This is a genomic window from Streptomyces sp. NPDC090108, from assembly GCF_044747185.1.
In the GTDB taxonomy this organism is placed as follows: Bacteria; Actinomycetota; Actinomycetes; order Streptomycetales; family Streptomycetaceae; genus Streptomyces.
In genome coordinates this window covers 220,403-243,549 of the sequence record NZ_JBIVDQ010000002.1, presented here as the reverse complement: position 1 = coordinate 243,549, position 23,147 = coordinate 220,403, and the positions used below count along the sequence as shown (strand labels likewise).

Sequence of the window (23,147 nt, the reverse complement as noted above, 5' to 3'; positions counted from 1 at the left end):
CGCGGGCGGTAGGCGGTACGGCCCCGCGACCCGCGTGGCGTGCGCGGGTCGCGGGGCCGTGGCGCGTCGGGCCGGCGCGTACCGGTCGCCGCGCCCCGCCGCGCCGGGCCGTGCGGGTCTGCCGTTCAGCAGATACGGGGCAGTTGCTCGCCGAGCGGCAGGTCCACCACCCGGGTCCCGCCGAGTCCGGTCGAGACCACGACCATGCCCGGGTGTTCGGCCACGCACTCCCCGATCAGCGCGGCACCGGCGCCCTGCGGGTGCGCGCGCATCGCCGCGAGGACCTCCTCGGCCGCCGCGCCGGGCACGAAGGCCACGAGCCGCCCCTCGTTGGCGACGAAGAGCGGGTCGAGTCCGAGGAAACCGCAGGCGTTGGCCACGGCGTCCGGCACCGGGACCGCGCGCTCGCGGAGCCGCACGCCGGTGCCGGAGGCGCGGGCGATCTCGTTGAGGGACGCGGCGAGACCGCCCCGGGTCGGGTCCCGGAGCACATGGACGTCGGGGGTGACGTCCAGCATCGCGGCGACCAGTCCGGCCAGCGGCGCGGTGTCGCTGGCGATCTCGACGCCGAACTCCAGCCCCTCGCGCACGCTCATCACCGCCACCCCGTGCAGGCCGATGGGACCGCTCACGATCACGGCGTCGCCGGGGCGGGCCCGCTGGGGGCGGATGTCGACGCCGGCGGGGACGAGGCCGATCCCGGCGGTGGTGACGTACACGCCGTCGCCGTGCCCGGCCTCCACGACCTTGGTGTCGCCGGTGACGATCGTGACCCCGGCCGCCTCGGCGGCCGCCCCCATGTCGCGGGCGATCCGCTCGACCACGCTCAGCCGTACGCCCTCCTCCAGCACGAAGGCCGCGGACAGCCAGGCGGGCCGCGCCCCGCTCATCGCCAGGTCGTTCACGGTCCCGTTGACGGCGAGGTCGCCGAGGCTGCCGCCGGGGAAGAACAGCGGCCGGACGACGTGCGAGTCGGTGGAGAACGCCAGCCGGACGCCGCCGAGTTCGAGGACCGCCGAGTCGGCGAGACCGGCGAGGACGGGGTTGCCGTAGGCGGGGGTGAAGACCTGTTCCATGAGTTCGGCGGACAGGACACCTCCCCCGCCGTGCCCCATCACCACGACGGGCTGGTCGCGCAGGGGGGCGGGGCAGGTCCAGGCGGCGGGGTCGACGGGCGCTCCGGCGTACGGGCCGGCCGGCGTGCCGCCGGTCATGGCGTCGGCGGTGTCGGCGAGTTCAGACAACGGGGTTCATCTCCTCCCGCGCGGCCCGGTCGGCCCGCGGCGTCGGGCCGCTCATCCGGCGGTACAGGTAGTAGGCCGCGCAGGCGCCCTCGCTGGAGACCATGGTCGCGCCGAGCGGGGTGCGGGGGGTGCAGCTCGTGCCGAACGCGGCGCACTCGGTGGGCTTGATCAGGCCCTGGAGCACCTCGCCGCTGCGGCACTCGGCGGGCTCCTGGGTGCGGATGCCGCCGACGTCGAAGCGGTGCTCGGCGTCGAACTCCCGGAAGGCCTCGGTGAGGCGCCAGCCGCTCCCCGGAATGGGGCCGATCCCGCGCCAGTTGCGGTCGGTGACCTCGAACACCTCCTGGATCATGCGCATGGCCGCCGGGTTGCCGTCGTCGCGCACGGCGCGCGCGTAGGCGTTCTCCACCCGGTGCTCACCGCGCTCCAGCTGGCGGACGGCGCAGCGGATGCCCTCGAGGATGTCGAGCGGTTCGAATCCCGTCACGACGAGCGGTACGCCGAACCGCTCGGCCAGCGCCGGGTATTCGGCCGTGCCCATCACGCTGCACACGTGCCCGGCGGCCAGGAATCCCTGCACCCGGCAGACCGGCGAGGTCATGATGGCCTCGATGGCCGGGGGCACCCGCACATGGGACACCAGCAGGCTGAAGTTGGTCAGGCCCAGGCGGCGCGCCTGGTGGGCGGCCATCGCGTTGGCGGGGGCGGTGGTCTCGAAGCCGATGGCGAAGAACACCACCTGCCGGTCCGGGTGGCGCCGGGCCAGTTCCAGGGCGTCGAGGGGCGAGTAGACCACGCGGACGTCTCCGCCCTCGCCCTTGACCCGGAACAGGTCGCGGTCGCTGCCCGGCACCCGGAGCATGTCGCCGAAGGAGCAGAAGATCACCTCGGGCCGCGAGGCGATCTCCAGTGCCTGGTCGATGACGTCGAGCGGGGTGACACAGACGGGACAGCCCGGCCCGTGGATCAACTCGACGTCTTCGGGCAGCAGTTGGTCGATGCCGTGCCGGATGATGGAGTGGGTCTGGCCGCCGCACACCTCCATGATCGCCCACGGGCGGGTCACGGTGGCGCGGATCTCGTCCAGCAGCCGGCGGGCCAGCTCCGGGTCGTTGAACTCGTCGATGTACTTCACCGGGTCTCGCTCCCGTTCTCCGTGCCCTCCGGGGCCGCGGCCGCGACGGGAGCGGGGGCGGGGGCGGGGGCGGGAGCGACGGCGGGTGCCGGCGCGGGGGCGGCGGGTGCGGGGGCCGGACCGGCGGCCTGCGCGAGGGCGGCGCCCGCCTCGCGTTCGGCCTGCTGCCAGGCGTCCCCGAACTCCTCCTCCAGCAGGCCGAGTTCCTCGAAGAGTTGCAGCGACGCCAGCGCGGACTCCTCGTCCAGGCGCTGGAGGGCGAAGCCGACGTGCACGATGACGTACTCACCCACCCGCACGTCGGGGACGTACTCCAGGCACGCGTTCTTCTGCACACCGCCGAAGTCGATCAGACCGGTGAGCGGGTCGGCGCTGTCGTCGATGGCCACGACCTTGCCGGGCACTGCCAAGCACATGGGTCACTCCGTCTCGTCGCTGGATGCGCTGTCGGGGGTCGGCCGGGCGTGGGCCGGGTCCCTTGGTTCGTGGGCCGCGACCATCAGCTGCCCGAGCGCCAGACCGCCGTCGTTCGGGGGGACTTCGCCGTGCCGCAGGACGGTGAAGCCGTCGCCGTCCAGCAGGCCGGCGCACGTCTGCTCCAGCAGCGCGTTGGCGAAGACCCCGCCGGTGAGGGCCACGGTGCGAAGTCCGGTGGCCCGGCGCGCGTGCCGGCACACCTCCCGCACACACCGGGCGACCCCGTGGTGGAAGCGCGCGGCGACGACCGGGACGGGGGTGCCGCGCCGCAGGTCGGCGACGACCGCGCGGAGCACGGGGGCGGGGTCGCAGCGCAGCGGGCCCGGGCCGGTGACGATCCCGAAGGTGTAACCGCAGGCGTCCGGGGCGCTGTACGTGCCCTGTGCCGAGGCGGCCGCGGCCTCCAGTTCCAGCGCGGCCTGCGCCTCGTACCCGGCGCGATGGCACACGCCCGCGAGGGAGGACACGGCGTCGAAGAGGCGTCCCATGCTGGAGGTCGGAACGCAGGCCACCTGGCTCCTCAACTGCTGCTCCAGTACGGCGAGTTCGCCGGGAGAGCAGGCGGCGACGCTGGGCAGGTCCGTGTCCCAGGGCAGTCCCGCGGCCCACAGCCGGGCCAGCGCCAGCCGGCAGGGGTTGGCCACGCCCGCGTCGCCGCCGGGCAGCGGGGCGGGGGCGAGGTGGGCGAAGCGCCGGTAGCCGGAGTAGCCGGCGAGCAGGATCTCGCCGCCCCAGACGCTTCCGTCGTCGCCGTATCCGGTGCCGTCGAAGGCGACCCCGATGACCCGGGCGGTGGCGTCGAGGCCGTGCTCGGCCATGGCGGAGGCGATGTGCGCGTGGTGATGCTGTACGAACACCGTTCTGCCCAGGCCGAGTTCGGCGGCCCGCCGGTTCGCCAGGCGGGCGGAGTGGTAGCCGGGGTGCCGGTCGGCGGCGACGAGCACGGGGGTGACGCCGGTCAGGGCGCGCAGGTGCGCTTCGGCCCGGCCGGCGGCCTCCAGCGTGGCCAGGTCGCCCATGTCGCCGATGTGCGGGCCGAACCACGCCTGGTCGCCCTCGCCGACGCACAGGGCGTTCTTCAGGTCGCCGCCCGCCGCGAGCGCGGGGCGCACCGGGACGGGCAGCCGCAGTGGCCGGGGCACGTAGCCGCGCGAGCGGCGCAGCACCTGCGCGGTGCCGTCGGGGCGGACCCGCAGCAGGGAGTCGTCGCACGGGGAGGCGACGACGCGGTCGTGGGCGAGCCAGGCGTCGGCCAGTCCGGCGAGCCGGGTCAGTGCCTCGTCGTCGTCGGTGACGATCGGTTCCCCGGAGCGGTTGCCGCTGGTCATGACGAGGGTCCGCGGTCCGGGCGGGTCGCCGGGCAGGCCGAGCAGCAGGGTGTGCACAGGGGTGTAGGGCAGCATCACGCCGAGGTGCGGGCTGCCGGGGCAGACACCGGGGGCGAGCGGGCGGGCGCCGGTGTCCGTGCGGCGGCGCAGCAGCACGATGGGGCGGTGGGGGCCGGTGAGCGCGGCGCACTCCGCCTCGGACACCGTGGCCAGGCGCCGTACGGCGTCGAGGTCCGGGCACATCACCGCGAACGGCTTGCCGCCGCGGGCCTTGCGGGCGCGCAGCGCGTCGACGGCGCGGGTGTCGGCGGCGTCGCAGGCGAGGTGGTAGCCGCCGAGGCCCTTGACGGCGACGATCCGGCCGTCGGCCAGCAGCGCCCGGGCGGCCGTCAGGGCGTCGGCGTCCCGGGCGGGGCGGATGCCGGTGCCGGCGGCCGGCACCAGGCGCAGCCGGGGTCCGCAGTCCGGGCAGGCGACGGGCTGGGCGTGGAAGCGCCGGTCGCCGGGATCGCCGTACTCGCGCGCACAGGCCGGGCACATGGGGAAGCCGGACATGGTCGTGGCGGCCCGGTCGTACGGCATGCCCGTGGCGATGGTGAAGCGGGGGCCGCAGTGGGTGCAGGTGGCGAAGGGGTGCCGGTGCCGGCGGTCGGCCGGGTCGGCGAGTTCGCGCAGGCAGTCGGCGCAGGTTGCGGTGTCGGGCGGGAGGTGGGTGCGGCCCGGGGACCGGTCGGTCGAGCGGATCGTGAAGGCGTCGTCGGCGCCGGTGGCGGGCAGTTGCTCGACGTCGACGCCGGTGACGGTGGCCAGCGGCGGCGGCTCGGCGGCGAGCCGGCCGCAGAAGCCCTCGACCCCGTCGGCCGGACCCTCGACCTCGATGAGCACGCCGGACGCCGTGTTGCTCACGAAGCCGGAGAGCGCGAGGCCGGTGGCGAGCCGGTGCACGTACGGGCGGAAGCCCACGCCCTGCACGGTGCCGCGGACCCGGACGCGGCGGCGGACCGCCTCGGTGGTGCCCGTCGTCACGAGACGCGGCCGGCCGGGAGGCCGGAGGCGTCCCGGGGGTCCTCACCGGCATGGCCCCGGTGGGCCTCACCGGCATGGTGGTGGCCGTGTGCGTGGCTGTGGCCGTCGTCCCCGTCGTGGACGTGGACGTGTCCGTGCGGGTGCGGGGCGAGGGGCGGCCGGTGGACGGGGGCGCCGTCGCGCACGGCGAGCACACGGTCCAGGACGACGGCGACGCCCTCGCCCGTGCGGGCGCAGGACCGCAGGATCTCCACCCCGGGGTTGACCCGCCGCACGTTCTCGGTGAACGCGGCCTCGTCGAAGCCGGCGGCCTGGGCGAGGTCGGTCTTGGTGAGCACGACGAGGTGCGCGGAGCCGAAGGAGGTGGGGTACTTCAGCGGCTTGTCCTCGCCCTCCGTCACCGCCATGAGCACGATGCGCAGGCTCTCCCCGAGGTCGTACGACGCGGGGCAGACGAGGTTGCCGACGTTCTCGACGAAGAGCACCGCGGTGTCCCGCGGCATCCAGTTCTCCACGTGGCCGCTCAGCTGCCGGGCCTCCAGGTGGCACAGGCCGTCGGTCAGCAGCTGCTTCACCGGCGCGCCGGAGCGGGCGAGGCGGCGGGCGTCGTTCTCGGTCGCCAGGTCGGCCGTGAGCGCGGCCACCGGTACCCGCTCGTCCACCGCGCGCGCCAGCACCCGGCCGAGCAGCTCGGTCTTGCCGCTGCCGGGGCTGGACAGCAGGTTGACCACGCTCACCCCGCGCCGGGCCAGCTCGGCGCGGAGCTCCTCGGCCAGGCCGTCGTTCTTGGCCAGGACGGCCTGGGTGACGTCCTCGGACTCGCACATGGGCGCTGCTCCTCGCGATCGGCTCGGGCACACGTCGAGGGACGCGTTGCCCTGCCGATCCTCGGCGCCGCCGCCCCTCTAGTGCGCGAGCCCGGCCGCGGACGGGTCCGCGGATTCCTCCTGGCGGCGCAACGCAGGTGTGGCGGCGGGGTCGGCGAGCAGCGCCGGGACCATGACGTGCAGGGCCTCGACCGCATGGGCGACGGCGTCGCTCACCGGGGTGCTGAGGCCGGGTGCGATGTCCTCGTCGGCGCGGGGCCGGGTCGCGGGCTCGCAGGCGAGCACGAGGACGCGCGGGAGCGTCCCGTCGCCGAGGTGGGCGGCGAGGGCCAGGACCTTCGCCGGGTCCATGCCGTGGGCCTCGGGCGGGGCCGCGCCGGGGCCGCCGTCGGGGAGGTCCGGCTCGATCAGCGAGAGGGTTCCGGGCCGGTGGCCGCGTTCGGCGGCGTCGACCAGGACGGCGGTGGTGTAGCCGTCGAGCAGTTCGTACGCGAGGTCGAGGCCGCGGATGCCGAAGTCCCGGACCCGGGTGCCGGGCGGCAGCGGGCGCCGGTCCAGGGCGCGGATCACCTCGGGTCCGAAGGCGTCGTCCGCGAGGAAGATGTTGCCGACGCCCGCGACGAGCAGGCGTGCTTCGGTCAGGGTCATGCGGGACCTCCGGTGGTCGGGTCGCCGGCGGGGGACAGCGGACGGGCCGAACCCGTGGGCTGCTTGCGGACGAAGGCCGAGCGCAGGGCGTGGTAGGGGGCACGGGGATCGAAGAACACGGCGCGCATGCGGGCGAGTTCGTCGCGCCGGTACTCCGCGAGGGGCCGTGCCTCCTCGTCCGAGAGGCGGGCCGCGGCCTTCGCGGCGACGCGGGCGCCGAGGCCGGGTGCGGCGGCGAGCGCGGCCGCCATGCGCGCGGTCTCGGCGGTGAACTCCCTTGCGGGGACGGGCACCAGGCGGTCGACGAGTCCGATCCGCGCGGCCGTCGCGGCGCTCACCGGCAGCGCCTCGCCGGTCAACCGCCCTGCGGTGCGGGCCCCGACGCGGCGCGGCAGGGTGTAGGTCCAGAACTCCGAGCCGTACAGGCCCATCCGCCGGTAGTGCGGGTTGAGGACGGCGCCGGTGCGGCACCACACCTCGTCGGCGGCGAGGGCCAGCATCAGGCCGCCGGCGGCCGCGTTGCCGCCGAGCGCCGACACCACCAGCCGGTCGGTGGTGCGCAGCACCGCCTCGACCAGGTCGTCGATGGCGTTGATGTTGAGCCAGGACTCGCCCGCCGGGTCGGCGGCCGCCTCGATGACGTTCAGGTGGATGCCGTTGGAGAAGAAGTCGCGCGTGCCGCCGAGCACCAGCACGGAGGTGGGCCGGGTGAGCGCGAAGCGGTAGGCGGCGAGCAGCCTGCGGCAGTGGTCGGTGCTCATGGCCCCGCCGGGGAAGGAGAAGCTCAGGAATCCGGCGTCACCGCGCTGGGTGTAGCGGATGTCGCTCCAGGTGCGCCGGTCGCCCGGCAGTTCGAGCGGGACGGTGTCCTCCGGCAGCCATGAGGGGCGGTCGCCGGGGCGAGTCTCCACGGGCCTGGCGGCACCGGGCGGGGGCGGGAAGGAGGCGAGTACGGAGGCGGCCGGGCGCCGGAACGGGGCGGGGTCGCCGGAGGCCTTGCGGGGGCGCAGTTCCGGGATCCACACCGCGCCGTCCCGGGTGGCCCGGCAGACCGCGCCGGAGCGGGTCGCGAGCAGTTCCCCGGGCCGGCCGCGCAGCCGGTCCTCGGGGTGTCCGCCGTGCAGGAACACCTGCCGGCCGTGGATCTCGTCGAGGACGCCGGGCTGCGAGTCGGCCCCGCGGAGCTTGCGCAGCACGGTCTGTGTGCCGTCGGCCGCCCAGTCGATCCGCCGCCGGTCCTGGCGGAAGGCGTCGCGCCACACCACGGGCGTGTCGGGGCCGGGCTGCGGCACCGGCTTGTACGAGCCCTCGCCGTAGCGCCGTACGGCCAGCAGGACGGCGGCCGAGGCGGCGTCGGCGACCTCGCCCCGGTACAGGTCGCTCTTGCCGGCCTCCGGCACCCGGAACGGCTCGGCGGCCCAGACCGGCCCCGCGTCCATCACCGCCTCCGCCTGGAGCACGGTCACGCCCCACTCCCGCGCGCCCTCGGCGACGGCCCAGTCCAGCGAGGAGGGCCCGCGGTCGCCGGGCGGCCCGGGGTGCACGACGAGGCAGGTGTGCTCCCGCCACACGTCCTCGGGGATCGCCGACCTCAGCATCGGGGCGAGGATCAGCTCCGGGCGCACCTCGCGTACGGCGGCGCGGACGGCGTCGGGGCCGTGGGAGGCGAGGACGACGTCCACCCGGTGCCCGAGGTCGGACAGTTCCGCGTACACGCGCTGGGACAGGCTGTTGAACGCGCTGACGACGAGAAGGAGGTCCATGACGGGGATGTTCGCCGGTTTCCGGGAGGGCGAGAAGCACTGGCGCGGCGTTTCGTCCGCCTTCGTCAGATCTCTTCCTCCCTCGCGCCTCCCCCTGTCCCAGGCGTCTCCCCCTCCCCCTTCCGTCCCGCCGCGAGCGAGGCGAGGAAGCCGTCGAGGAGGGCGGTCTGCGCGTCCCCGGAGAACCGGCCGGGGTCGAAGAGCGCCTGCACGACCAGTCCATGGGTGAACGCGACCGCAGAGGCGGCGAGTCGCTCCGGGTCGGCATCGGCCGGGAGTTCGCCGAGCCGCCGCGCCTCCTCCAGGTGCGGGCGGATCGTGGCGCGCAGGCGGTCGTAGCGCCCGGCCTGGTCGGCGGCCAGTCCGGCGTCGGCCAGGGACAGGTCCCAGGAGCTGACCCAGATGCGGTTGCGGGCGGTGTCGTCCGGGGTCAGCGGGAGGATGTCGAGGAGCATGACGCGCACGGTGGCGAGGCCGGGTGCGGGGCGCGCGCGCCGGGGGCGTTCGGCGGTGCGCTTCTCCAGCAGGTCCAGGGCGTGGGTCAGCAGGGCGCGTTTCGTCGGGAAGTAGTGCATGAGCAGGCCGGTCGAGGCGCCCATCGCGGCGGCCACGGCACGCAGGGTCAGCCCGCCGAACCCTCTTTCGGCGAGAACGCGCCACACGGCCTCCGATACGTCGTCGCGGCGGGCTTCACGGTCTCCGGGTGCGGGCGGCATGGTGCTAGCTTACGTACCGAACGCTTGTTACGTACCTACGAACGAGGTGCCCGTGTTCGCTCTGCCGCTCACCGACGACGCTCAGCTCCGCCCGCTGGAACCCTGGCAGGCCGAGGAGTTCCTCGCCCACATCGACCGCGCGCGCCCCCTGATGGACCCGTGGATACCGTGGGCGGACCTCAGTACCGACCTCGGCTCCGCGACCGCGACCCTGCGGCGTCACGCCGACCGGCAGGCCGCGGACGAGGGCCGGATCCACGGCATCTGGCTGGCGGGCACCCTGGTCGGCGGCGTCATGTTCACCGGCTTCGACGCCGCCGCCGGGAACTGCGAGATCGGCTGCTGGCTCGAACCGGCCGGTCAGGGGCGGGGGTTGGTCACCCTGGCCGGCCGTCGGCTCATCGACTGGGCGTTCACGGAGCGCGGGATGAACCGCGTCGAATGCCGGGTGGCCGCCGGCAACGAACGCAGCGCCGGGGTCGCCCGCCGGCTCGGCATGACCCGCGAGGGCGTGCTGCGGCAGCGCTCCGCGCACCGGGGCGTGCGGCGCGACAGCGAGGTCTGGTCGGTGCTCGCCGAGGAGTGGCCGCCTGCGGACGGCCCCGCGTGCGGGGACAAGGCCGCGATCGACCGGCTGATGCACGACCTCTTCGGCGCCTTCACCACCACCGGCGGCCGCGGTCCCGACCTCGGCGTCATCCGCGAGGTGTTCATCCCCGAGGGGCTGATCATCAAGAACACCGACGGCGACCCCCTGGTGTACGGCGTCGGGTCCTTCGTCGCGTCCCGCGAGAAGATCCTGACCGACGGGACGCTGACGGAGTTCTCCGAGGCGGAAGTCGCCGAGGACACCCGGATGTTCGGCTCGGTCGCGCAGCGGTTCAGCGACTACCGCAAGTCCGGGTTCCTGCACGGCGAGTGGTTCGAGGCCGTCGGGCACAAGACCGTGCAGTTCGTCCGGACGCCCGACGGCTGGCGCATCAGCTCGCTGGCCTGGGACGACGAGCCCGCCACCGGGGGATGACGGCTCGGGCGTGCGAGGGGCGAGGCGTGCCGGGCGGGGTACTCGGGTGGGGCAGCCCGTTGCCCGGTGCCTGCCGCCGGTCTCGCACAGAAGGAGGAGCGTCATGGGCACAGTGAGGGAATCGGTCGAGGTCGACGTCCCGGTCCGCACCGCCTACAACCAGTGGACGCAGTTCGAGGAGTTCCCGAACTTCATGGAGGGCGTCGAGACGGTGGAGCAGCTCGACGACACCCACAACCACTGGACCACCTCGATGGGCGGGATACGGCGGGACTTCGACACCGAGATCGTCGACCAGCTCGCGGACGAGAGGATCACCTGGCGCTCGATCAGCGGGGACACCCTCCAGAGCGGGAGCGTCCGCTTCCAGAGCCTCGGGAACGACCGGACGCGGGTGGAACTCGTCATGGACGTCGAGCCCACCGACCCGGCCGAGACGGTGGCCGACTGGCTCGGCGTCATCGACCGGCGGGTGAAGGGCGACATGCGGCGCTTCAAGGAGTTCATCGAGACGCGCGGCGACGCGTCCGGCGGGTGGCGCGGCCGCGTCACCCCGGGCTGAGCTTCCGCTCCGCGCCGCGTCCCTCACCCGCGCCCCCTCCGCACCGCCCGGCACACGGAGGGGGCGCGGGTGGCGGACCGGTACGGGGGTGGCGGACCGGTACGCGGGCGCCGGACCGGTACGCGGGTGCCGGACCGGGGTAGACGTCAGGACCCGGGACCCCGGCCCGGGGATCCCTGGACCGGAGATCCCCGGACCCGGGGCGCGGGTGACCGTGCGGTCCGACGCAGAGGAGGCGGCAGCCGATGACCTTCCCGCACCCCGCCGACCGGGGCGGCGCCCGGCGTCAGCGGTTCGAGCGGTTCTCCGAGGGCGCGTCGACGTTCACCAGCTCGCCGTTCTTCTTCGTCCTGTGCCTCGCGCTGGTCACCTGGATGGTGGTGATCCACGTCATCGGGCTGGGCACGGAGTGGCAGGTGTTCGCCGGGGACTGCATGACGGCGGTGACCCTGATCCTGCTCGCCCTGCTGAAGAACTCCGAGCTGCGCGCCGAGCGCGCGATCCAGCGCAAGCTGGACGCCATCGCCGCGGCCCTGCTCGAAGCGCAGGAAGGCGGCCCGCCGGGCAAGGCCCACGACGACCTCCGGGACGTCATCCGCATGGACGAGGAGATCTGACCGACCCTCCCGGACGCGGCCCCCCGGACCGGTCCACGGGGCACAGCCGGGCGCGCGGCCGGATCGGCGGGCCGCCCGGATCCGGCCTCACGGACAGCGATCCCCGGCCGCCACGACACCGTAGGTGACGACCCCGTACAGCAGGTGAGGCACGACGTCCGACGTCCAGTCCGCGGCCGACCAGGTGGCCGGGTCGCTCAGGCCGAGGCGCGCGATCGGCACGTCGGCGGCGGCCATGGCAAGGGCTCCGGTCATCAGGCCGCCCGCCCACCACGGCAGCCGGAGCCCGGCCGCGTGCAGCAGGGAGACGGATACCCCTACGGCGCAGCCGAGCCCGATGCCGGTGAGCGCGCCGAGCGCGGACAGCCGGTTGTCCCGGGCCTCGCCGGAGCCGGTGACCGGGTGCCCCAGGTCGCGGGTCAGCTCGTCCGCGAGCCGGGAGGGCACGCCGCTGGCGGATCTGCCGCGCCACGCCATGTCGGCGTAGCCCACGGCGTCGAGCACGGTCGTACCGGCGGCGCCGGCCACGCCGCCTCGGAGGAGGGTCCGGATCATGTCCTGCCGAGTTCCCCGGCCGCTCCACCCCAACCACGGGCGTGGACCCACCGGGGCGGTACGGGGCGCTGCCGTCCGGCCCGGTCACGCGCCGCCCCGGGCTCCGTCCGCAGGACGCAGTGCCGGCCCGGGGCTCCGTCCGCAGGGCGTCGGACAAGATCAGCAGGACGGAAACACACCTACACTGCACGCGCATGACGACGACTTCGCACGAGGCCCGCATCAGGCCCTTCAGCCTCGCGATACCGGAGAGCGATCTGGAGGACCTGCGCCACCGGCTCGACCGTACCCGCTGGCCGGACGAGCTGCCGGGCGTCGGGTGGGACTACGGCGTCCCCCGCGACTACCTGAGGGAGCTGGCGCACTACTGGCGGCACACCTACGACTGGCGGGCGGCGGAGGCCCGCCTGAACCGGTGGCCGCAGTTCATGACCACGATCGACGGCGCGGACGTCCACTTCGCGCACATCCGCTCGCCGGAACCGGACGCCACCCCGCTGATCATCACGCACGGCTGGCCGGGCTCCATCGTGGAGTTCGAGCGGATCGCCGGTCCGCTCACCGATCCGCGGGCCCACGGCGCCGACCCCGCCGACGCCTTCCATCTGGTCCTGCCGAGCATCCCCGGCTTCACCCTCTCCGGGCCCACCCGGGAGAGCGGCTGGGAGTACCGGCGCGTCGCGGCCGCCTTCGCCGAGCTGATGCGCCGGCTCGGCTACGACCGTTACGGCGTGCAGGGCGGCGACTGGGGAGCGGCCGTCTCCCGCGAGCTGGGCCGCATCCGCCCGGACGCGGTCACCGGCGTCCACCTGAACCTGATCCCCGGCACCGGGGCGACGTCCGAGCCCACCGAGAAGGAGCTCGCGGAGCTGAGCCCGGCGGAGCGGGAACGCACCTGGGCCTCCTGGGAGCGGATGCGGGAGTGGAGCCGGGACAAGCAGGGCTACGCCGACATCCAGTCCACCCGCCCGCAGACCCTCGCCTACGCCCTCAACGACTCACCGGTCGGCCAACTCGCCTGGATCGCGGAGAAGTTCAAGGAGTGGACGGACTCGGTCGACCGGCCCGAGGACGCCGTCGACCGCGACCACCTGCTGACCGACGTGATGCTGTACTGGCTGACGGGTACCGCCGGTTCGTCCGCCCGTATCTACTACGAGCGTGCGCACGCCCCCTATTGGGGGCAGCCGCCCGAGCCGTCCTCCGCTCCGACCGCGCTCGCCCTGTTCCCGCGGGAGAACTTCATCGTGCTGCGTCACCTCGCCGAACGCAGCAACCGCATCGTGCGCTGGACCGAGTTCGACCGCGGCGGCCACTTCGGCGCGATGGAGGAACCGGACCTGCTCGTCGGCGACATCCGCGCCTTCTTCCGCGACCTGCGCGAGGCACCACCGGCCTGAACAGGCACCCGCCCGGCCCCGCCCGGCCGAGCGGCGGGTCCGCCGGCCCGGGGCCGGCCGGCGGGTCCGCGGCCGGCGCCGCTCAGCCGCGGGCCGGCGCGGCCGCGCGTCCCCGGCGGGACGCCCGCGCTCCGGCGGCGCGCTCCTTGGTCAGCGCGCGCATGTAGTCGTCGAAGTCGACCTGGATGGTGTGGCGTTTGCTGGAGACGTAACGGCGGTCCAGGGAGCGCTGGTAGCGGTCGATCTCCCCGTCCATCGCGGCGCGCGAGGGCAGTGCGTACCGTCCCTCCAGGTGGTCGGCGGCCAGCAGCGACTGGCGTTCGGCGATCGGCATGATCGCGCCGAGCGGCTGGACGAGCCCGATGAAGTACAGGCCGGGCACGTCCGGGTGGAACATGCGCCGGTAGAGCCTGATCCGGTTGTCGCCGCCGGGGTCGAGGAAGTCCTTGTCGAGGAAGGGGAACGTGATCCGGTAGCCGGTGCAGTGGACGACGAGATCGGCGGCGACCCGGCTGCCGTCGGTGAAGACGACGTCGGGGCCGTCGAAGCGGTCGATGTTCGGCTTCGGCGTGATCGCACCGTGCGCGAGCCGGTCCAGGACCCGGCTGGACATGGTCGGGTGCGCCTCGGCGAAGCGGTGGTCGGGGTCCTGGAGCCCGTAGCGGGACATCGGCCCGGTGGCGGCGCGCATCAGGATCCGGGCCACCGGCCAGCGGACGGCGGCGGGGATCCGCTCGTGTCCCCCGATCTTGTCGTAGGGCCGCCCCCAGACGTACTTGGGGATGATGTGCACCCCGCGCCGGTGGGCCAGGAAGGTCTCCTCGGCGTGGTAGCTGGCGTCGACCGCGATGTCCATCGCGGAGTTGCCCATGCCCAGCACGACGACCTTCCGGCCGGCCAGCTGGGACTCCTCCTTGTAGTGGTGGGAGTGCATCTGTTCGCCGGTGAAGGTCTCCGCGCCGGGGAAGGCGGGTTCCGGCAGCCGCGGGTCCCAGTGGTGGCCGTTGGCCACGAGGACGGCGTCGTACCGGCGCGTCTCCCCGCTGCCGAGGCGTACGTCGAACCCTCCTCCGTCCAGCGGTGTCACCCGGTCGACCCCTGTGGTGAACGCGATGCGCTCCCGGAAGCCGAAGTGGTCGACGTAGGCGTCGAAGTAGGCGGCGATCTGGTCGTGCCGGGCGAAGTTCGGCAGGTGCTCCGGCATCGGGAAGTCGCTGAACTGCATGCGCGAGCGCGAGGTGTTGATGTGCAGCGAGCGGTACGACGAGGAGACGCCGTTGCTGTTCCCGAACACCCAGTTGCCGCCGACCCGGTCGGACAGCTCGAAGCAGTCGAAGTCGAACCCGCGCTCGTGCAGCACCTTGGCGGCGGCGATCCCGGAGGAGCCGGCGCCGATCACGCAGACCCGGGGGCCGGGCGGGACGGCGGAGGAGGCGGGAGTGGCTGCGGGACTGGACACGGATGTCTCCATGGCGGCTCGGAGGGAGGTGCGTGACGGAGGGGCATGGGCGGCGCGACGGAACCGATCCGCCATGACCACTGGTCATATGACCGACGGTCACACTAGAGTCGCGGCTCATGACAGACAACCCTCCGGTCGTCATCACCTCGCGTCGCGGCCCCCGCGGCCTGGAGGTCCTCACCGCCGCGCCCGTCGACGGGAACGCGGACGGACCGCCCCTGCTGTTCGTGCACGGTCTCGGCCACGCCGCCTGGTGCTGGGAGCACTGGCTCACGGCCGCGGCGGCCGCCGGGCACACCGCCCACGCGGTGTCGCTGCGCGGGCACGGCGGCAGCGGGGGCCGGCTGCGTACGGCGCGGCTGTCCCACTTCGCCGACGACGTCATGCACACCGCGGCCTCCCTGCCCCGGCGGCCCGTCCTGGTCGGCCACTCCATGGGCGGCCTGGTCGTCCAGCAGGTGCTCGCCCGCTACGCGGCGCACGCCGGCGTGCTGGTCGCCCCGGTGCCCGCGCATCCGGCGCTCGGCTCCCTGCTGGCCGTGGCCCGGCGGCATCCGCTGGACGCCCTGCGCATGATGGGCGGCGGTTCCCTGCCGCTGCGGCCCGAGTACCTCTTCGCCGGGCTGCCGCGGGAGGAGGCGCGGAGGCAGTCGGCGCGCTGCGGCGCGGAGTCACCGCCGGCGCAGTACCAGCTCCTGTTCCACCGGCCGCCCGCCGCGCCGCGCGGGCGGGCACCGGTGCTCGTCCTGGCCACGCCGGACGACCGTCTGGTCCCGGTGCGCGACGTCCGCGCGACGGCCCGCCGCTACGGCGCCGAGTTGCGCGAGTTCCCCGGCATGGGCCACGACCTCATGCTCGACCGGGGCTGGCGCGCGCCGCTGGCCGCGCTGCTCGACTGGCTGCCCGGAGCCCGTCCGGGGTTCAGCGCGGACCGGTGAGGCCCGGCGCCCCGAACGCGGAGCGGAACACCTCGGTGAGACGGACGACGGCGGCGGCACGGTCCTCGGGACGCGCGGCGCCCAGCCCCAGGACCGGGTCGAGTCCGGGGTGGTGCGCCGCGAGCGCCAGATGCGGCAGGACGAGCAGCAGCATGGACAGGAAGGCGTCGAGGTCGGCGTCGGGGCGCAGGTCCCCGCGCTCCTGCGCGGCCCGCAGCAGTGGCCCGAGCACGGCCAGATAGTGCTCGTTGACGACACGGCGCACGGCACCCAGCGCGGCGCTGTCCGGCTCCAGGTTCGCCGCGGCGGTCAGCGCCCGTTCGAGCGGGTGGTCGTGGAAGTAGGCCTCCCACGCCAGCGCCAGGCCGGTGAACGCGGTGAAGAAGTCCGCTTCCCAGTCGAGTGCGCGGATCCGTGTCTCCATCGCGGCGCGGATCCGCAGGCTCGCCAGCTCGGAGAGATGGGCGTACAGATCGGCCTTGTCGGTGAAGTACTGGAACAGGCTGCCCTTGGCGACCCCCGCGGTGCGGGCGATGGTGTTGAGGCTGCCGCCGGAGAATCCGCGCGCCGAGAACTCCTGCTCCGCCGCCCGTACGATCGCCGACCGCCGGGCCTCGGGCAGCCGTTCCCATGTACCCGTCGGCACCCCGCACCTCCACTGCCACGACACGTCGTCGGCATCATGTCACGAAGCGGTGAGGGGCCCGGCGGCGTGCGGTGCGGACGGCGGCACAGCCGCGGGGCCGGACCGTCGTGACGGTCCGGCCCCGCGAAGGACAGCACGGTGCGGGTCAGTTCACCATCGGTACCAACGGCCCCGGCCACCACCCGCGTTGGTGGACCGCATGACGAAGCCGAGAAGCCACAGCACCAGGACGGCGACGGCGACCCACCACAGGATCTTGATCGCAAAACCGGCGCCGAACAGAAGCAGAGCGAGAAGCAGAACCAGAATCAAGGGAACCATGTCTATCGACCTCCTGCACCCCCGTCTGCCCCGCGATCGCACGGTCATACACCGAGAACGCCTTGTTCATCACGGCTGTTCTCCGGGGGCCGCCGACGATCCGCGGGAGGACCCCCGCGCGGGCTCCGTGCCCCCGGCGCGCACGTCCCGCGACGGGGTCAGCCCTTGGTGTTCCAGTCCAGGCGCAGGACGGCGAGGTCGTCGGTGTGGCGGTCCGCGTTGAGCGCCCGGGTGCTGGCGATGATCCGGTCGAGATGGATGCCGGGGTCGGACGTGTGCAGGGTGTCGATGATGCGCAGCAGGCCGTCCACGCCGAGCCGGGCTCCCGTACCGTCCGCGAAGCCCTCGATCAGTCCGTCGGTGTAGGCGATGAGCGCGCCGGTGCCGGGCAGTTCCAGTGTGGTGGCGGGCCAGTCCCCCAGTCCGGGCGCTATGCCGAGCGCGATGCCGTGGGCGGCGTCGAGCTGCCGGGTGCCGTCCGGGCCGAGCACGAGGGGTTCGTGATGGCCGGCCAGGTGCAGGGTGAGGACACCGGCCCTCGGGTCCAGGGTGATGAGGGTGCAGGTGGCGAACAGGTCGCTGCCCGCGCGTTCGGCGATGTGGATCTGTTCCAGGAGCCGGAGCAGTTCCCGGTCGCGGTGGCCGCCGAGCGTGAGGGCCCGCCAGGCGATGCGGAGGCAGACACCGAGCGCGGCGGCGTCGGGACCGTGACCGCTGACGTCGCCGATGATGGCATGGACCTGGCCGTCGTCGGTCTGGACGACGTCGAGGAAGTCACCGCCGAGCAGGGCCTGGGCCCGGCCGGGGTAGTAGCGGCTGGAGGCGGTGACGAAGGAGGAGGTCAGGATCGGCTCGGGCAGCAGCCCGCGTTCCAGGCGCGCGTTCTCCTCCGCGCGCAGCCGTCCGATCTGCAGGGCGGCGTTCGCGCGTTCGGCCTGCTTGCGCTGGACGGCGTAGCGGACGGCCCGCTGCATCAGCTCGGGTTCGACCTTGCCCTTGATCAGGTAGTCCTGGGCGCCGGCGGCGAGGGCGTCGACTCCCGCGCGGGGCTCGTCGAGCCCGGTCAGGACGATGATCGCGGCCTGGGTGTCCGCCTCGATCGCCTGGACCGTCTCCACCCCGGAGGCGTCGGGCAGGTGCAGATCGAGCAGGACGCAGTCGACGGAACCCGACGCGAGCGTCCGGCGCGCCTCGGCGGCCGTACGGCACCGCGTCAGGGTGTGCGGCAGGTCGGTGTCGTGGAGGAACTCCTCGACCAGGAGGGCGTCCCCGTCGTCGTCCTCCACCAGCAGGACGTCGTACCGCTCACCGCGCTCCGCGGCCCGGACGGTCATGGCTGGGCCTCCCCGTCCACGGGAGCGGTCTCAGCCCCCGCGAGGGCGGGAAGGGTGTCCGCGGGAGCGGTCTCCGCCCCGGCGAGGGCGGGAAGGGTGAGGACGACGCGGGTTCCCTGCTCGCGTCCGGGGTCGATCCCGATGGTGCCCCCGTGGAACTCCACGACCTTCTTGCACATGGCCAGGCCGATGCCGGTGCCCGGATAGGCGTCCTTGGTGTGCAGCCGCTGGAAGATGACGAAGACCTTCTCCCGGAACTCCGGCGCGATGCCGATGCCGTTGTCGCTCACCGAGAACTCCCAGACGCCGTCGTGCGCCACGGCACCGAGGTGGATGCGCGGCGGCCGGTCGGGGCTGCGGAACTTGACCGCGTTGGACAGCAGGTTCTGCCAGAGCATGCCCAGCTGGGTCGCGTCGCCGACGACGGTGGGCAGCGGATCGTGGGTGACCTCGGCGCCGGTCTCCTCCAGGCTGACGCTGAGGTCGGCCAGCGTCCGGGCGAACACCTTCTCCAGGTCCACGGTCTGCTGCTCGTTGTGGACGCGCCCGACCCGGGAGAAGGCCAGCAGGTCGTTGATGAGGATCTGCATCCGGTTGGCGCCGTCGACGGCGAAGGCGATGTACTGGTCGGCCTTCTCGTCGAGCTGCCCCCCGTAGCGCCGCTGCAGCAGCTGCGTGAAGCTGGACACCTTGCGCAGCGGCTCCTGGAGGTCGTGCGAGGCGACGTACGCGAACTGTTCCAGTTCGGTGTTCGACCGCTTCAGGTCCTCGGACTGCTCGTCCAGCTGCCTGCGTGCCGACTCGGCGAAGCGCAGCTCGTCCACCAGCCGCAGCCGCATGGAGTCCAGGTCGGCGGCGAGCCGGCGCAGGTCCGCGGGACCGGTGCCGACGAGGGAACGGTCGAACCGCCCCTGGGTGACGTCACGGGCGGCCGAGCCGAGCTGGGTGAGCGGTCCGGTGACCCCGCGCCGCAGGGCCTCGAAGACGATGAGCGCCACCAGGAGGATGACGCCCGCGATGGCGGCGAACATCCAGTTCCGCAGCGTCATCGCCTGCCGCAGCGCGTCGGCGGCGGCGGTCCGCCGGGTCTGCAGGTGCGTCTGCTGGCGGGCCATCGCACTTCGCAGCGCGTCGAAGGCGGTCTTGCCCTCGTCGGCGCGTGCGGCGGTGATCTCGACCGCCTCCGCGGGCGGCGCCTCCGCGACGGGCCGGGCTATCCGCTGCTGCCATGTGCCGGCGAGCTTCTCCACCCGGGCGAGATCGGCCCGGCCCCGGCTGTCGTCGTCGAGCAGGGACCGCAGCCGTGCGAGCGCCGCCTTCTCGTCGACCACGCCCTGCGCGTAGGGCTCCAGGAAGTCCCGCCGGCCTGAGAGGCCGTAGCCCCGCACGCCCGTCTCCTGGTTCACCAGACCCTGTTCCACCCGTATGGACTGGACGAGAGCAGGGGAGCGCCGGTCGATCAGCGAGGACGTGATCTGCGAGGTGCGCCACATCGCCCAGCCGCCCAGGGCCCCCAGGACCGCCAGGACGACGAGTGTGGCGGCCACACCCGCACGCAGCCAGCGACGGGTCGTCCAGTCCGCGAACGCTCCCGCGTCCGACGCATCGCTCGACATCGCGGTGGACTTCCCCTCCCTCGGCCGGCCTCCCGGCCTGTGCCGCGGCGTACGGCAGGCACACTGTACCCGTGGCCTGACACCGCGTGTTGTCCCGTCCTCGATCAACGATTTATGGTGCTGTCATGCTTGGCCCCTCTGCGTCTTCCCGCCCGACGGCGTGGAGGCACGGCCGGGGGGAGCACGGCTCCGCCGGCCCGGGCCGGTCACCGACCGCACGCACCGCCCTCCCCATCGCCCCACACACCGGAGCACGTGAATCATGGCTGCCGCCGCAATCCGCCCGTACGACGTGCTGCTGGTCGAGGACGACATCGCCGACGCGATGCTCATCCAGGACGCCCTCGCCGAGCGCGGCACCCGCAACCTCACCCAGGTCTCCGACGGCCTCGAGGCCCTGGACTACCTGCGCGACCCGGAGAACGAGCGCCCCGACCTGATCGTGCTCGACCTGAACATGCCGCGCATGAACGGGCGCGAGTTCCTCGCGGTGGTCAAGGAGGACGCCGAGCTGCGCACCATCCCGGTCGTCGTGCTGACCACGTCCGCCGCCCCCGACGACGTCACCGGCGCCTACCACCACCACGCCAACGCCTACGTGACCAAGCCGGTCAACCTGGAGGAGTTCGAGGCCGCGGTCCGCAGCATCGACGCCTTCTACCTCGACATCGCCGTCAAGCCTCCGAAGGCCTGAGCCCGGGCGGCGCCGGCCGCCGCCGGGACCTCCGGCACCAGCAGCGACAGAAGGCCGTCCCGGACTCCTCCGGGGCGGCCTTCCGCGATCCGGTCACCTGCCGCCCGCCCCCTGCCTCCGGCCGTCATCCGGTCAGCCGCAGAACGGTGACCCGGGCCAGCGCGACGGGGTCCGGGACGCCCAGCGCCTCCGCGAGGGCGAGCGCCGCGATCCCGTGGACGAGGGACCACACCGCCTCGCCGGTCGCGGTGCGACCGGCCGCGTCCAGTGGGGGGCCGCCGGGGTCGAGCCGGGCCGTGAGCAGGTCGTACGCGCGCCGGCGCGCGGCGCGGAAGGTGTCGTCGGTGTCGTGGACCAGGTCGAGGCGGAACATCACGGCGTAGTAGCCGGGGTGTGAGATCGCGAAGCCGACGTAGGTCCCGGCGGCCGCGTCCGGGCGGCCGGACGCCTCCGCACCGCGGAGGGCGGCGGTGAGCAGGTCGAAGCCCTGGGTCGCGAGTGCGGTGAAGAGTCCCCGCCGGTCCTTGAAGTGGTACGTCGGCGCGGCGTGCGAGACGCCGGCCCGGCGTGCCAGCTCCCGCAGCGAGAGAGCGTCCGGGCCCTCGGCGGCGACCAGCTCGGCGGCGGTCGCCAGCACCTGGCTGCGCAGATTCCCGTGGTGGTACGGCGTCACGGCGGCACCCTATCCCCCGAACTGGTCACCGGCAAGATACTTGCCATTGACAAGATTGGAACAAAAGCACAAACTGGACACCGTCTAGTTAGCGTTTGTCCGCTTCTGTGCGGTTACATCGAGTTCAGGAGCGACCACCCCATGGCATTCCCTTCCGAGAACCGGCGCATCACGCTCGCCGAGCACACCGCCGACGAGGTCGTACGGGCCGGACGGCCGTTCCAGGTGGTCTCCCGCCACACCCCCTCCGGCGACCAGCCGAAGGCGATAGCCGAGCTGGAGGCGCACGTCCGCGCCGGCGAGAGCGACGTGGTCCTCCTCGGTGCCACGGGCACCGGGAAGTCCGCGACGACCGCCTGGCTCATCGAGAAGCTCCAGCGGCCCACCCTCGTGCTCGCGCCGAACAAGACGCTCGCCGGCCAGCTCGCGAACGAGCTGCGCGAGCTGTTCCCGCACAACGCGGTGGAGTACTTCGTCTCCTTCTACGACCACTACCGGCCCGAGTCGTACGCCCCGAGCACCGACACGTACTTCGCGAAGGAGTCGGTCTCCAACAAGGAGGTCGACCGGCTGCGGCACTCGGCGACCTGGTCCCTGCTCAGCCGCCGCGACGTGATCGTCGTGGCGTCCGTCTCGTGCATCTACGGCCTGGGCACCCCCCAGTCCTACCTCGACCGCTCGTTCCGGCTGGCGGTGGGCGACACGGTCGACCGGGAGGAGCTGCTCGCGGCCCTGGTCGACATCCAGTACACGCGCACCGACGGCGAGCCGGCCGGGGGCCGGTTCCGCGTCCGCGGCGACACCATCGACATCCACCCCGCCTACGACCGCACGATGCTGCGGGTGGAGATGTTCGGCGACACGGTCGAGCGGCTGACCGTCGTCGATCCGGAGACCGCGGAGGTGCGCGAGGCCGTCGACCGGACCCGGGTCTTCCCCGCCACCCACTACTTCGCCGGCCCCGAGCGGATGCGCGCGGCGGCCGACTCCATCCAGGCCGAGCTGACCGAGCGGCTCGGGGAGCTGCACCGCGGCGGCAGGCTGCTGGAGGCCGAGCGCCTGCGGACGCGGACGGAGGAGGACATCGAGCTGATCCGGCACACCCAGGTCGCCTCCGGCATGGAGAACTACTCCCGGCACCTGGACGGACGCGCCCCCGGCGCTCCCCCGTCCACGCTCCTCGACTACTTCCCCGAGGACCTGCTCGTCGTCATCGACGAGTCGCACGTGACGGTGCCGCAACTGTCCGGCATGAGCCACGGCGACGCCGCGCGCAAGAGCACGCTGGTCGAGCACGGCTTCCGGCTGCCGTCCGCGCTGGACAACCGTCCCCTGACGTGGCCGGAATTCTCCGCGCGGTGCCCGCAGCGGGTGTACCTGTCCGCGACCCCGGGCCGGTTCGAGCTGACCGCCGCGCGGGGCGCCGTCGTCGAGCAGGTCATCCGGCCGACCGGGCTGCTCGATCCGCGGGTGCTGATCAAGCCGAGCGCCGGGCAGATGGAGGACCTGGTCGCGCAGATCCGCGAGCGGGCCGCCCGCGGCGAGCGGACCCTGGTGACGACCCTGACCAAGAAGATGTCGGAAGAGCTGACCGAGCACTTCGAGGGGCAGGGGATCCGAGTCCGTTACCTGCACTCCGGTGTCAGCACCCTGCGCCGGGGCGAACTGCTCGCCGAACTGCGCCGCGGGGAGTACGACGTGCTGGTCGGCATCAACCTGCTGCGGGAGGGACTCGACCTGCCCGAGGTCTCCCTGATGGCGATCCTCGACGCCGACCGGGACGGCCTCTTCCGCTCCGACTCCGCGCTGATCCAGATGATCGGCCGCGCGGCCCGCCATCCCGACGGCGAGGTGCACATGTACGCGGACCGGACGTCGGCGTCGATGCAGCGCGCCATCGACGAGACCCACCGGCGCCGCACGCTCCAGGAGAACCACAACCGCGTCCACGGGACACGTCCGACCGCCCTGCGCAAGAAGATCAGCGGCACGGTGGCCGCCCGGTACCCGCAGGCGCAGCACCCGACCACCGGCACGTCCTACAACCGCGGGATGGCGTCGGACCGGCGGAACGCCGCCTGACCGGGCCGGGTGAGGAGGCTCAGCGGCTGAGCGGACGACGGCCGTAAGCGGGCGGCGTA

At 73.7% G+C, this 23,147-nt stretch carries 22 protein-coding genes; 7 read left to right on the top strand and 15 right to left on the bottom strand.

From position 1 onward, the window contains the following. Window positions 1-125: 125 nt before the first annotated feature. The 8 genes from hypE to ACIPRD_RS06390 form a co-directional block, all read right to left on the bottom strand. A complete protein-coding gene (hypE, locus tag ACIPRD_RS06425) occupies window positions 126-1,214 on the bottom strand; it encodes a hydrogenase expression/formation protein HypE (protein WP_401561844.1) in 1,089 nt (362 codons plus the stop codon). A 22-nt stretch (window positions 1,215-1,236) separates the two neighbouring features. Further along, window positions 1,237-2,379, bottom strand: a complete 1,143-nt coding sequence (gene hypD / locus ACIPRD_RS06420) for a hydrogenase formation protein HypD (RefSeq protein WP_401560454.1) — start codon at window positions 2,377-2,379, stop codon at window positions 1,237-1,239. Beyond that, window positions 2,376-2,795 (bottom strand): HypC/HybG/HupF family hydrogenase formation chaperone, encoded by a 420-nt coding sequence (locus tag ACIPRD_RS06415; RefSeq protein ID WP_401560451.1) that lies wholly within the window; start codon window positions 2,793-2,795, stop codon window positions 2,376-2,378. Before ACIPRD_RS06415 ends, hypD begins: the two co-directional genes overlap by 4 nt. Window positions 2,796-2,798: 3 nt before the next feature. Next, window positions 2,799-5,210, bottom strand: coding sequence for a carbamoyltransferase HypF (gene hypF, locus ACIPRD_RS06410; protein WP_401560449.1), 2,412 nt, complete (start codon window positions 5,208-5,210; stop codon window positions 2,799-2,801). Further along, window positions 5,207-6,037 carry a hydrogenase nickel incorporation protein HypB gene (gene hypB / locus ACIPRD_RS06405; RefSeq protein WP_356408781.1) on the bottom strand — a complete coding sequence of 277 codons (831 nt, stop codon included), beginning with the start codon at window positions 6,035-6,037 and terminating at the stop codon, window positions 5,207-5,209. The genes hypF and hypB overlap by 4 nt, the downstream gene beginning before the upstream one ends. A gap of 78 nt (window positions 6,038-6,115) precedes the next feature. Further along, window positions 6,116-6,685, bottom strand: coding sequence for a hydrogenase maturation protease (locus tag ACIPRD_RS06400; protein WP_401560447.1), 570 nt, complete (start codon window positions 6,683-6,685; stop codon window positions 6,116-6,118). Then, window positions 6,682-8,448: an enoyl-CoA hydratase-related protein gene (locus ACIPRD_RS06395; protein WP_401560444.1), complete on the bottom strand. Its 1,767-nt coding sequence runs from the start codon at window positions 8,446-8,448 to the stop codon at window positions 6,682-6,684. The genes ACIPRD_RS06400 and ACIPRD_RS06395 overlap by 4 nt, the downstream gene beginning before the upstream one ends. A gap of 65 nt (window positions 8,449-8,513) precedes the next feature. Further along, the gene (locus ACIPRD_RS06390) at window positions 8,514-9,164 is read right to left on the bottom strand and encodes a TetR/AcrR family transcriptional regulator (protein ID WP_356408787.1); all 651 of its coding nucleotides are present in this window, start codon (window positions 9,162-9,164) and stop codon (window positions 8,514-8,516) included. Window positions 9,165-9,216: 52 nt separating this feature from the next. On the opposite strand from ACIPRD_RS06390, the gene ACIPRD_RS06385 reads away from it, so the two are divergent. The 3 genes from ACIPRD_RS06385 to ACIPRD_RS06375 all read left to right on the top strand — a co-directional run bounded on the left by ACIPRD_RS06385 (window position 9,217) and on the right by ACIPRD_RS06375 (window position 11,367). Continuing rightward, window positions 9,217-10,188 carry a GNAT family N-acetyltransferase gene (locus tag ACIPRD_RS06385; RefSeq protein ID WP_401560441.1) on the top strand — a complete coding sequence of 324 codons (972 nt, stop codon included), beginning with the start codon at window positions 9,217-9,219 and terminating at the stop codon, window positions 10,186-10,188. A gap of 103 nt (window positions 10,189-10,291) precedes the next feature. Further along, window positions 10,292-10,750, top strand: a complete 459-nt coding sequence (locus ACIPRD_RS06380; protein ID WP_356408793.1) for an SRPBCC family protein — start codon at window positions 10,292-10,294, stop codon at window positions 10,748-10,750. A gap of 245 nt (window positions 10,751-10,995) precedes the next feature. Continuing rightward, window positions 10,996-11,367: a low affinity iron permease family protein gene (locus ACIPRD_RS06375; RefSeq protein WP_356408796.1), complete on the top strand. Its 372-nt coding sequence runs from the start codon at window positions 10,996-10,998 to the stop codon at window positions 11,365-11,367. An 87-nt stretch (window positions 11,368-11,454) separates the two neighbouring features. Here the strand turns inward: ACIPRD_RS06375 and ACIPRD_RS06370 are convergent, their stop codons facing one another. After that, entirely contained in the window at window positions 11,455-11,922 is a 468-nt protein-coding gene (locus tag ACIPRD_RS06370; RefSeq protein ID WP_356408799.1) for a hypothetical protein, read from the bottom strand. A 194-nt stretch (window positions 11,923-12,116) separates the two neighbouring features. Here ACIPRD_RS06370 and ACIPRD_RS06365 point away from each other — a divergent pair, with 194 nt between their 5' ends. Next, complete coding sequence (locus ACIPRD_RS06365; protein WP_401560436.1) at window positions 12,117-13,322, top strand: epoxide hydrolase family protein; 1,206 nt, start codon at window positions 12,117-12,119, stop codon at window positions 13,320-13,322. A gap of 82 nt (window positions 13,323-13,404) precedes the next feature. Here ACIPRD_RS06365 and ACIPRD_RS06360 read toward each other — a convergent pair whose 3' ends face one another. Beyond that, entirely contained in the window at window positions 13,405-14,781 is a 1,377-nt protein-coding gene (locus ACIPRD_RS06360; protein WP_401560433.1) for a flavin-containing monooxygenase, read from the bottom strand. Window positions 14,782-14,900: 119 nt separating this feature from the next. Here ACIPRD_RS06360 and ACIPRD_RS06355 point away from each other — a divergent pair, with 119 nt between their 5' ends. Then, the gene (locus ACIPRD_RS06355) at window positions 14,901-15,722 is read left to right on the top strand and encodes an alpha/beta hydrolase (protein ID WP_401560430.1); all 822 of its coding nucleotides are present in this window, start codon (window positions 14,901-14,903) and stop codon (window positions 15,720-15,722) included. On the opposite strand, the gene ACIPRD_RS06350 is transcribed toward ACIPRD_RS06355, so the two are convergent. The 4 genes from ACIPRD_RS06350 to ACIPRD_RS06335 all read right to left on the bottom strand — a co-directional run bounded on the left by ACIPRD_RS06350 (window position 15,706) and on the right by ACIPRD_RS06335 (window position 19,639). Next, a complete protein-coding gene (locus ACIPRD_RS06350; RefSeq protein WP_356408811.1) occupies window positions 15,706-16,368 on the bottom strand; it encodes a TetR/AcrR family transcriptional regulator in 663 nt (220 codons plus the stop codon). The genes ACIPRD_RS06355 and ACIPRD_RS06350 overlap by 17 nt on opposite strands. Window positions 16,369-16,518: 150 nt before the next feature. Continuing rightward, window positions 16,519-16,689 carry a hydrophobic protein gene (locus ACIPRD_RS06345; protein ID WP_356408814.1) on the bottom strand — a complete coding sequence of 57 codons (171 nt, stop codon included), beginning with the start codon at window positions 16,687-16,689 and terminating at the stop codon, window positions 16,519-16,521. Between the two features lie 158 nt (window positions 16,690-16,847). Next, on the bottom strand, window positions 16,848-18,023 hold the full coding sequence (locus ACIPRD_RS06340) for a fused response regulator/phosphatase (RefSeq protein ID WP_356408817.1): 1,176 nt from the start codon (window positions 18,021-18,023) through the stop codon (window positions 16,848-16,850). Continuing rightward, a complete protein-coding gene (locus ACIPRD_RS06335; RefSeq protein WP_401560427.1) occupies window positions 18,020-19,639 on the bottom strand; it encodes an ATP-binding protein in 1,620 nt (539 codons plus the stop codon). Before ACIPRD_RS06335 ends, ACIPRD_RS06340 begins: the two co-directional genes overlap by 4 nt. 262 nt (window positions 19,640-19,901) lie before the next feature. On the opposite strand from ACIPRD_RS06335, the gene ACIPRD_RS06330 reads away from it, so the two are divergent. Beyond that, entirely contained in the window at window positions 19,902-20,333 is a 432-nt protein-coding gene (locus tag ACIPRD_RS06330) for a response regulator (protein WP_356408822.1), read from the top strand. A 124-nt stretch (window positions 20,334-20,457) separates the two neighbouring features. Here the strand turns inward: ACIPRD_RS06330 and ACIPRD_RS06325 are convergent, their stop codons facing one another. Continuing rightward, window positions 20,458-21,006, bottom strand: a complete 549-nt coding sequence (locus ACIPRD_RS06325) for a TetR/AcrR family transcriptional regulator (RefSeq protein WP_356408825.1) — start codon at window positions 21,004-21,006, stop codon at window positions 20,458-20,460. Between the two features lie 141 nt (window positions 21,007-21,147). On the opposite strand from ACIPRD_RS06325, the gene uvrB reads away from it, so the two are divergent. Continuing rightward, window positions 21,148-23,088 (top strand): excinuclease ABC subunit UvrB, encoded by a 1,941-nt coding sequence (gene uvrB / locus ACIPRD_RS06320; RefSeq protein ID WP_401560423.1) that lies wholly within the window; start codon window positions 21,148-21,150, stop codon window positions 23,086-23,088. The last annotated feature ends 59 nt before the right edge of the window (window positions 23,089-23,147 follow it).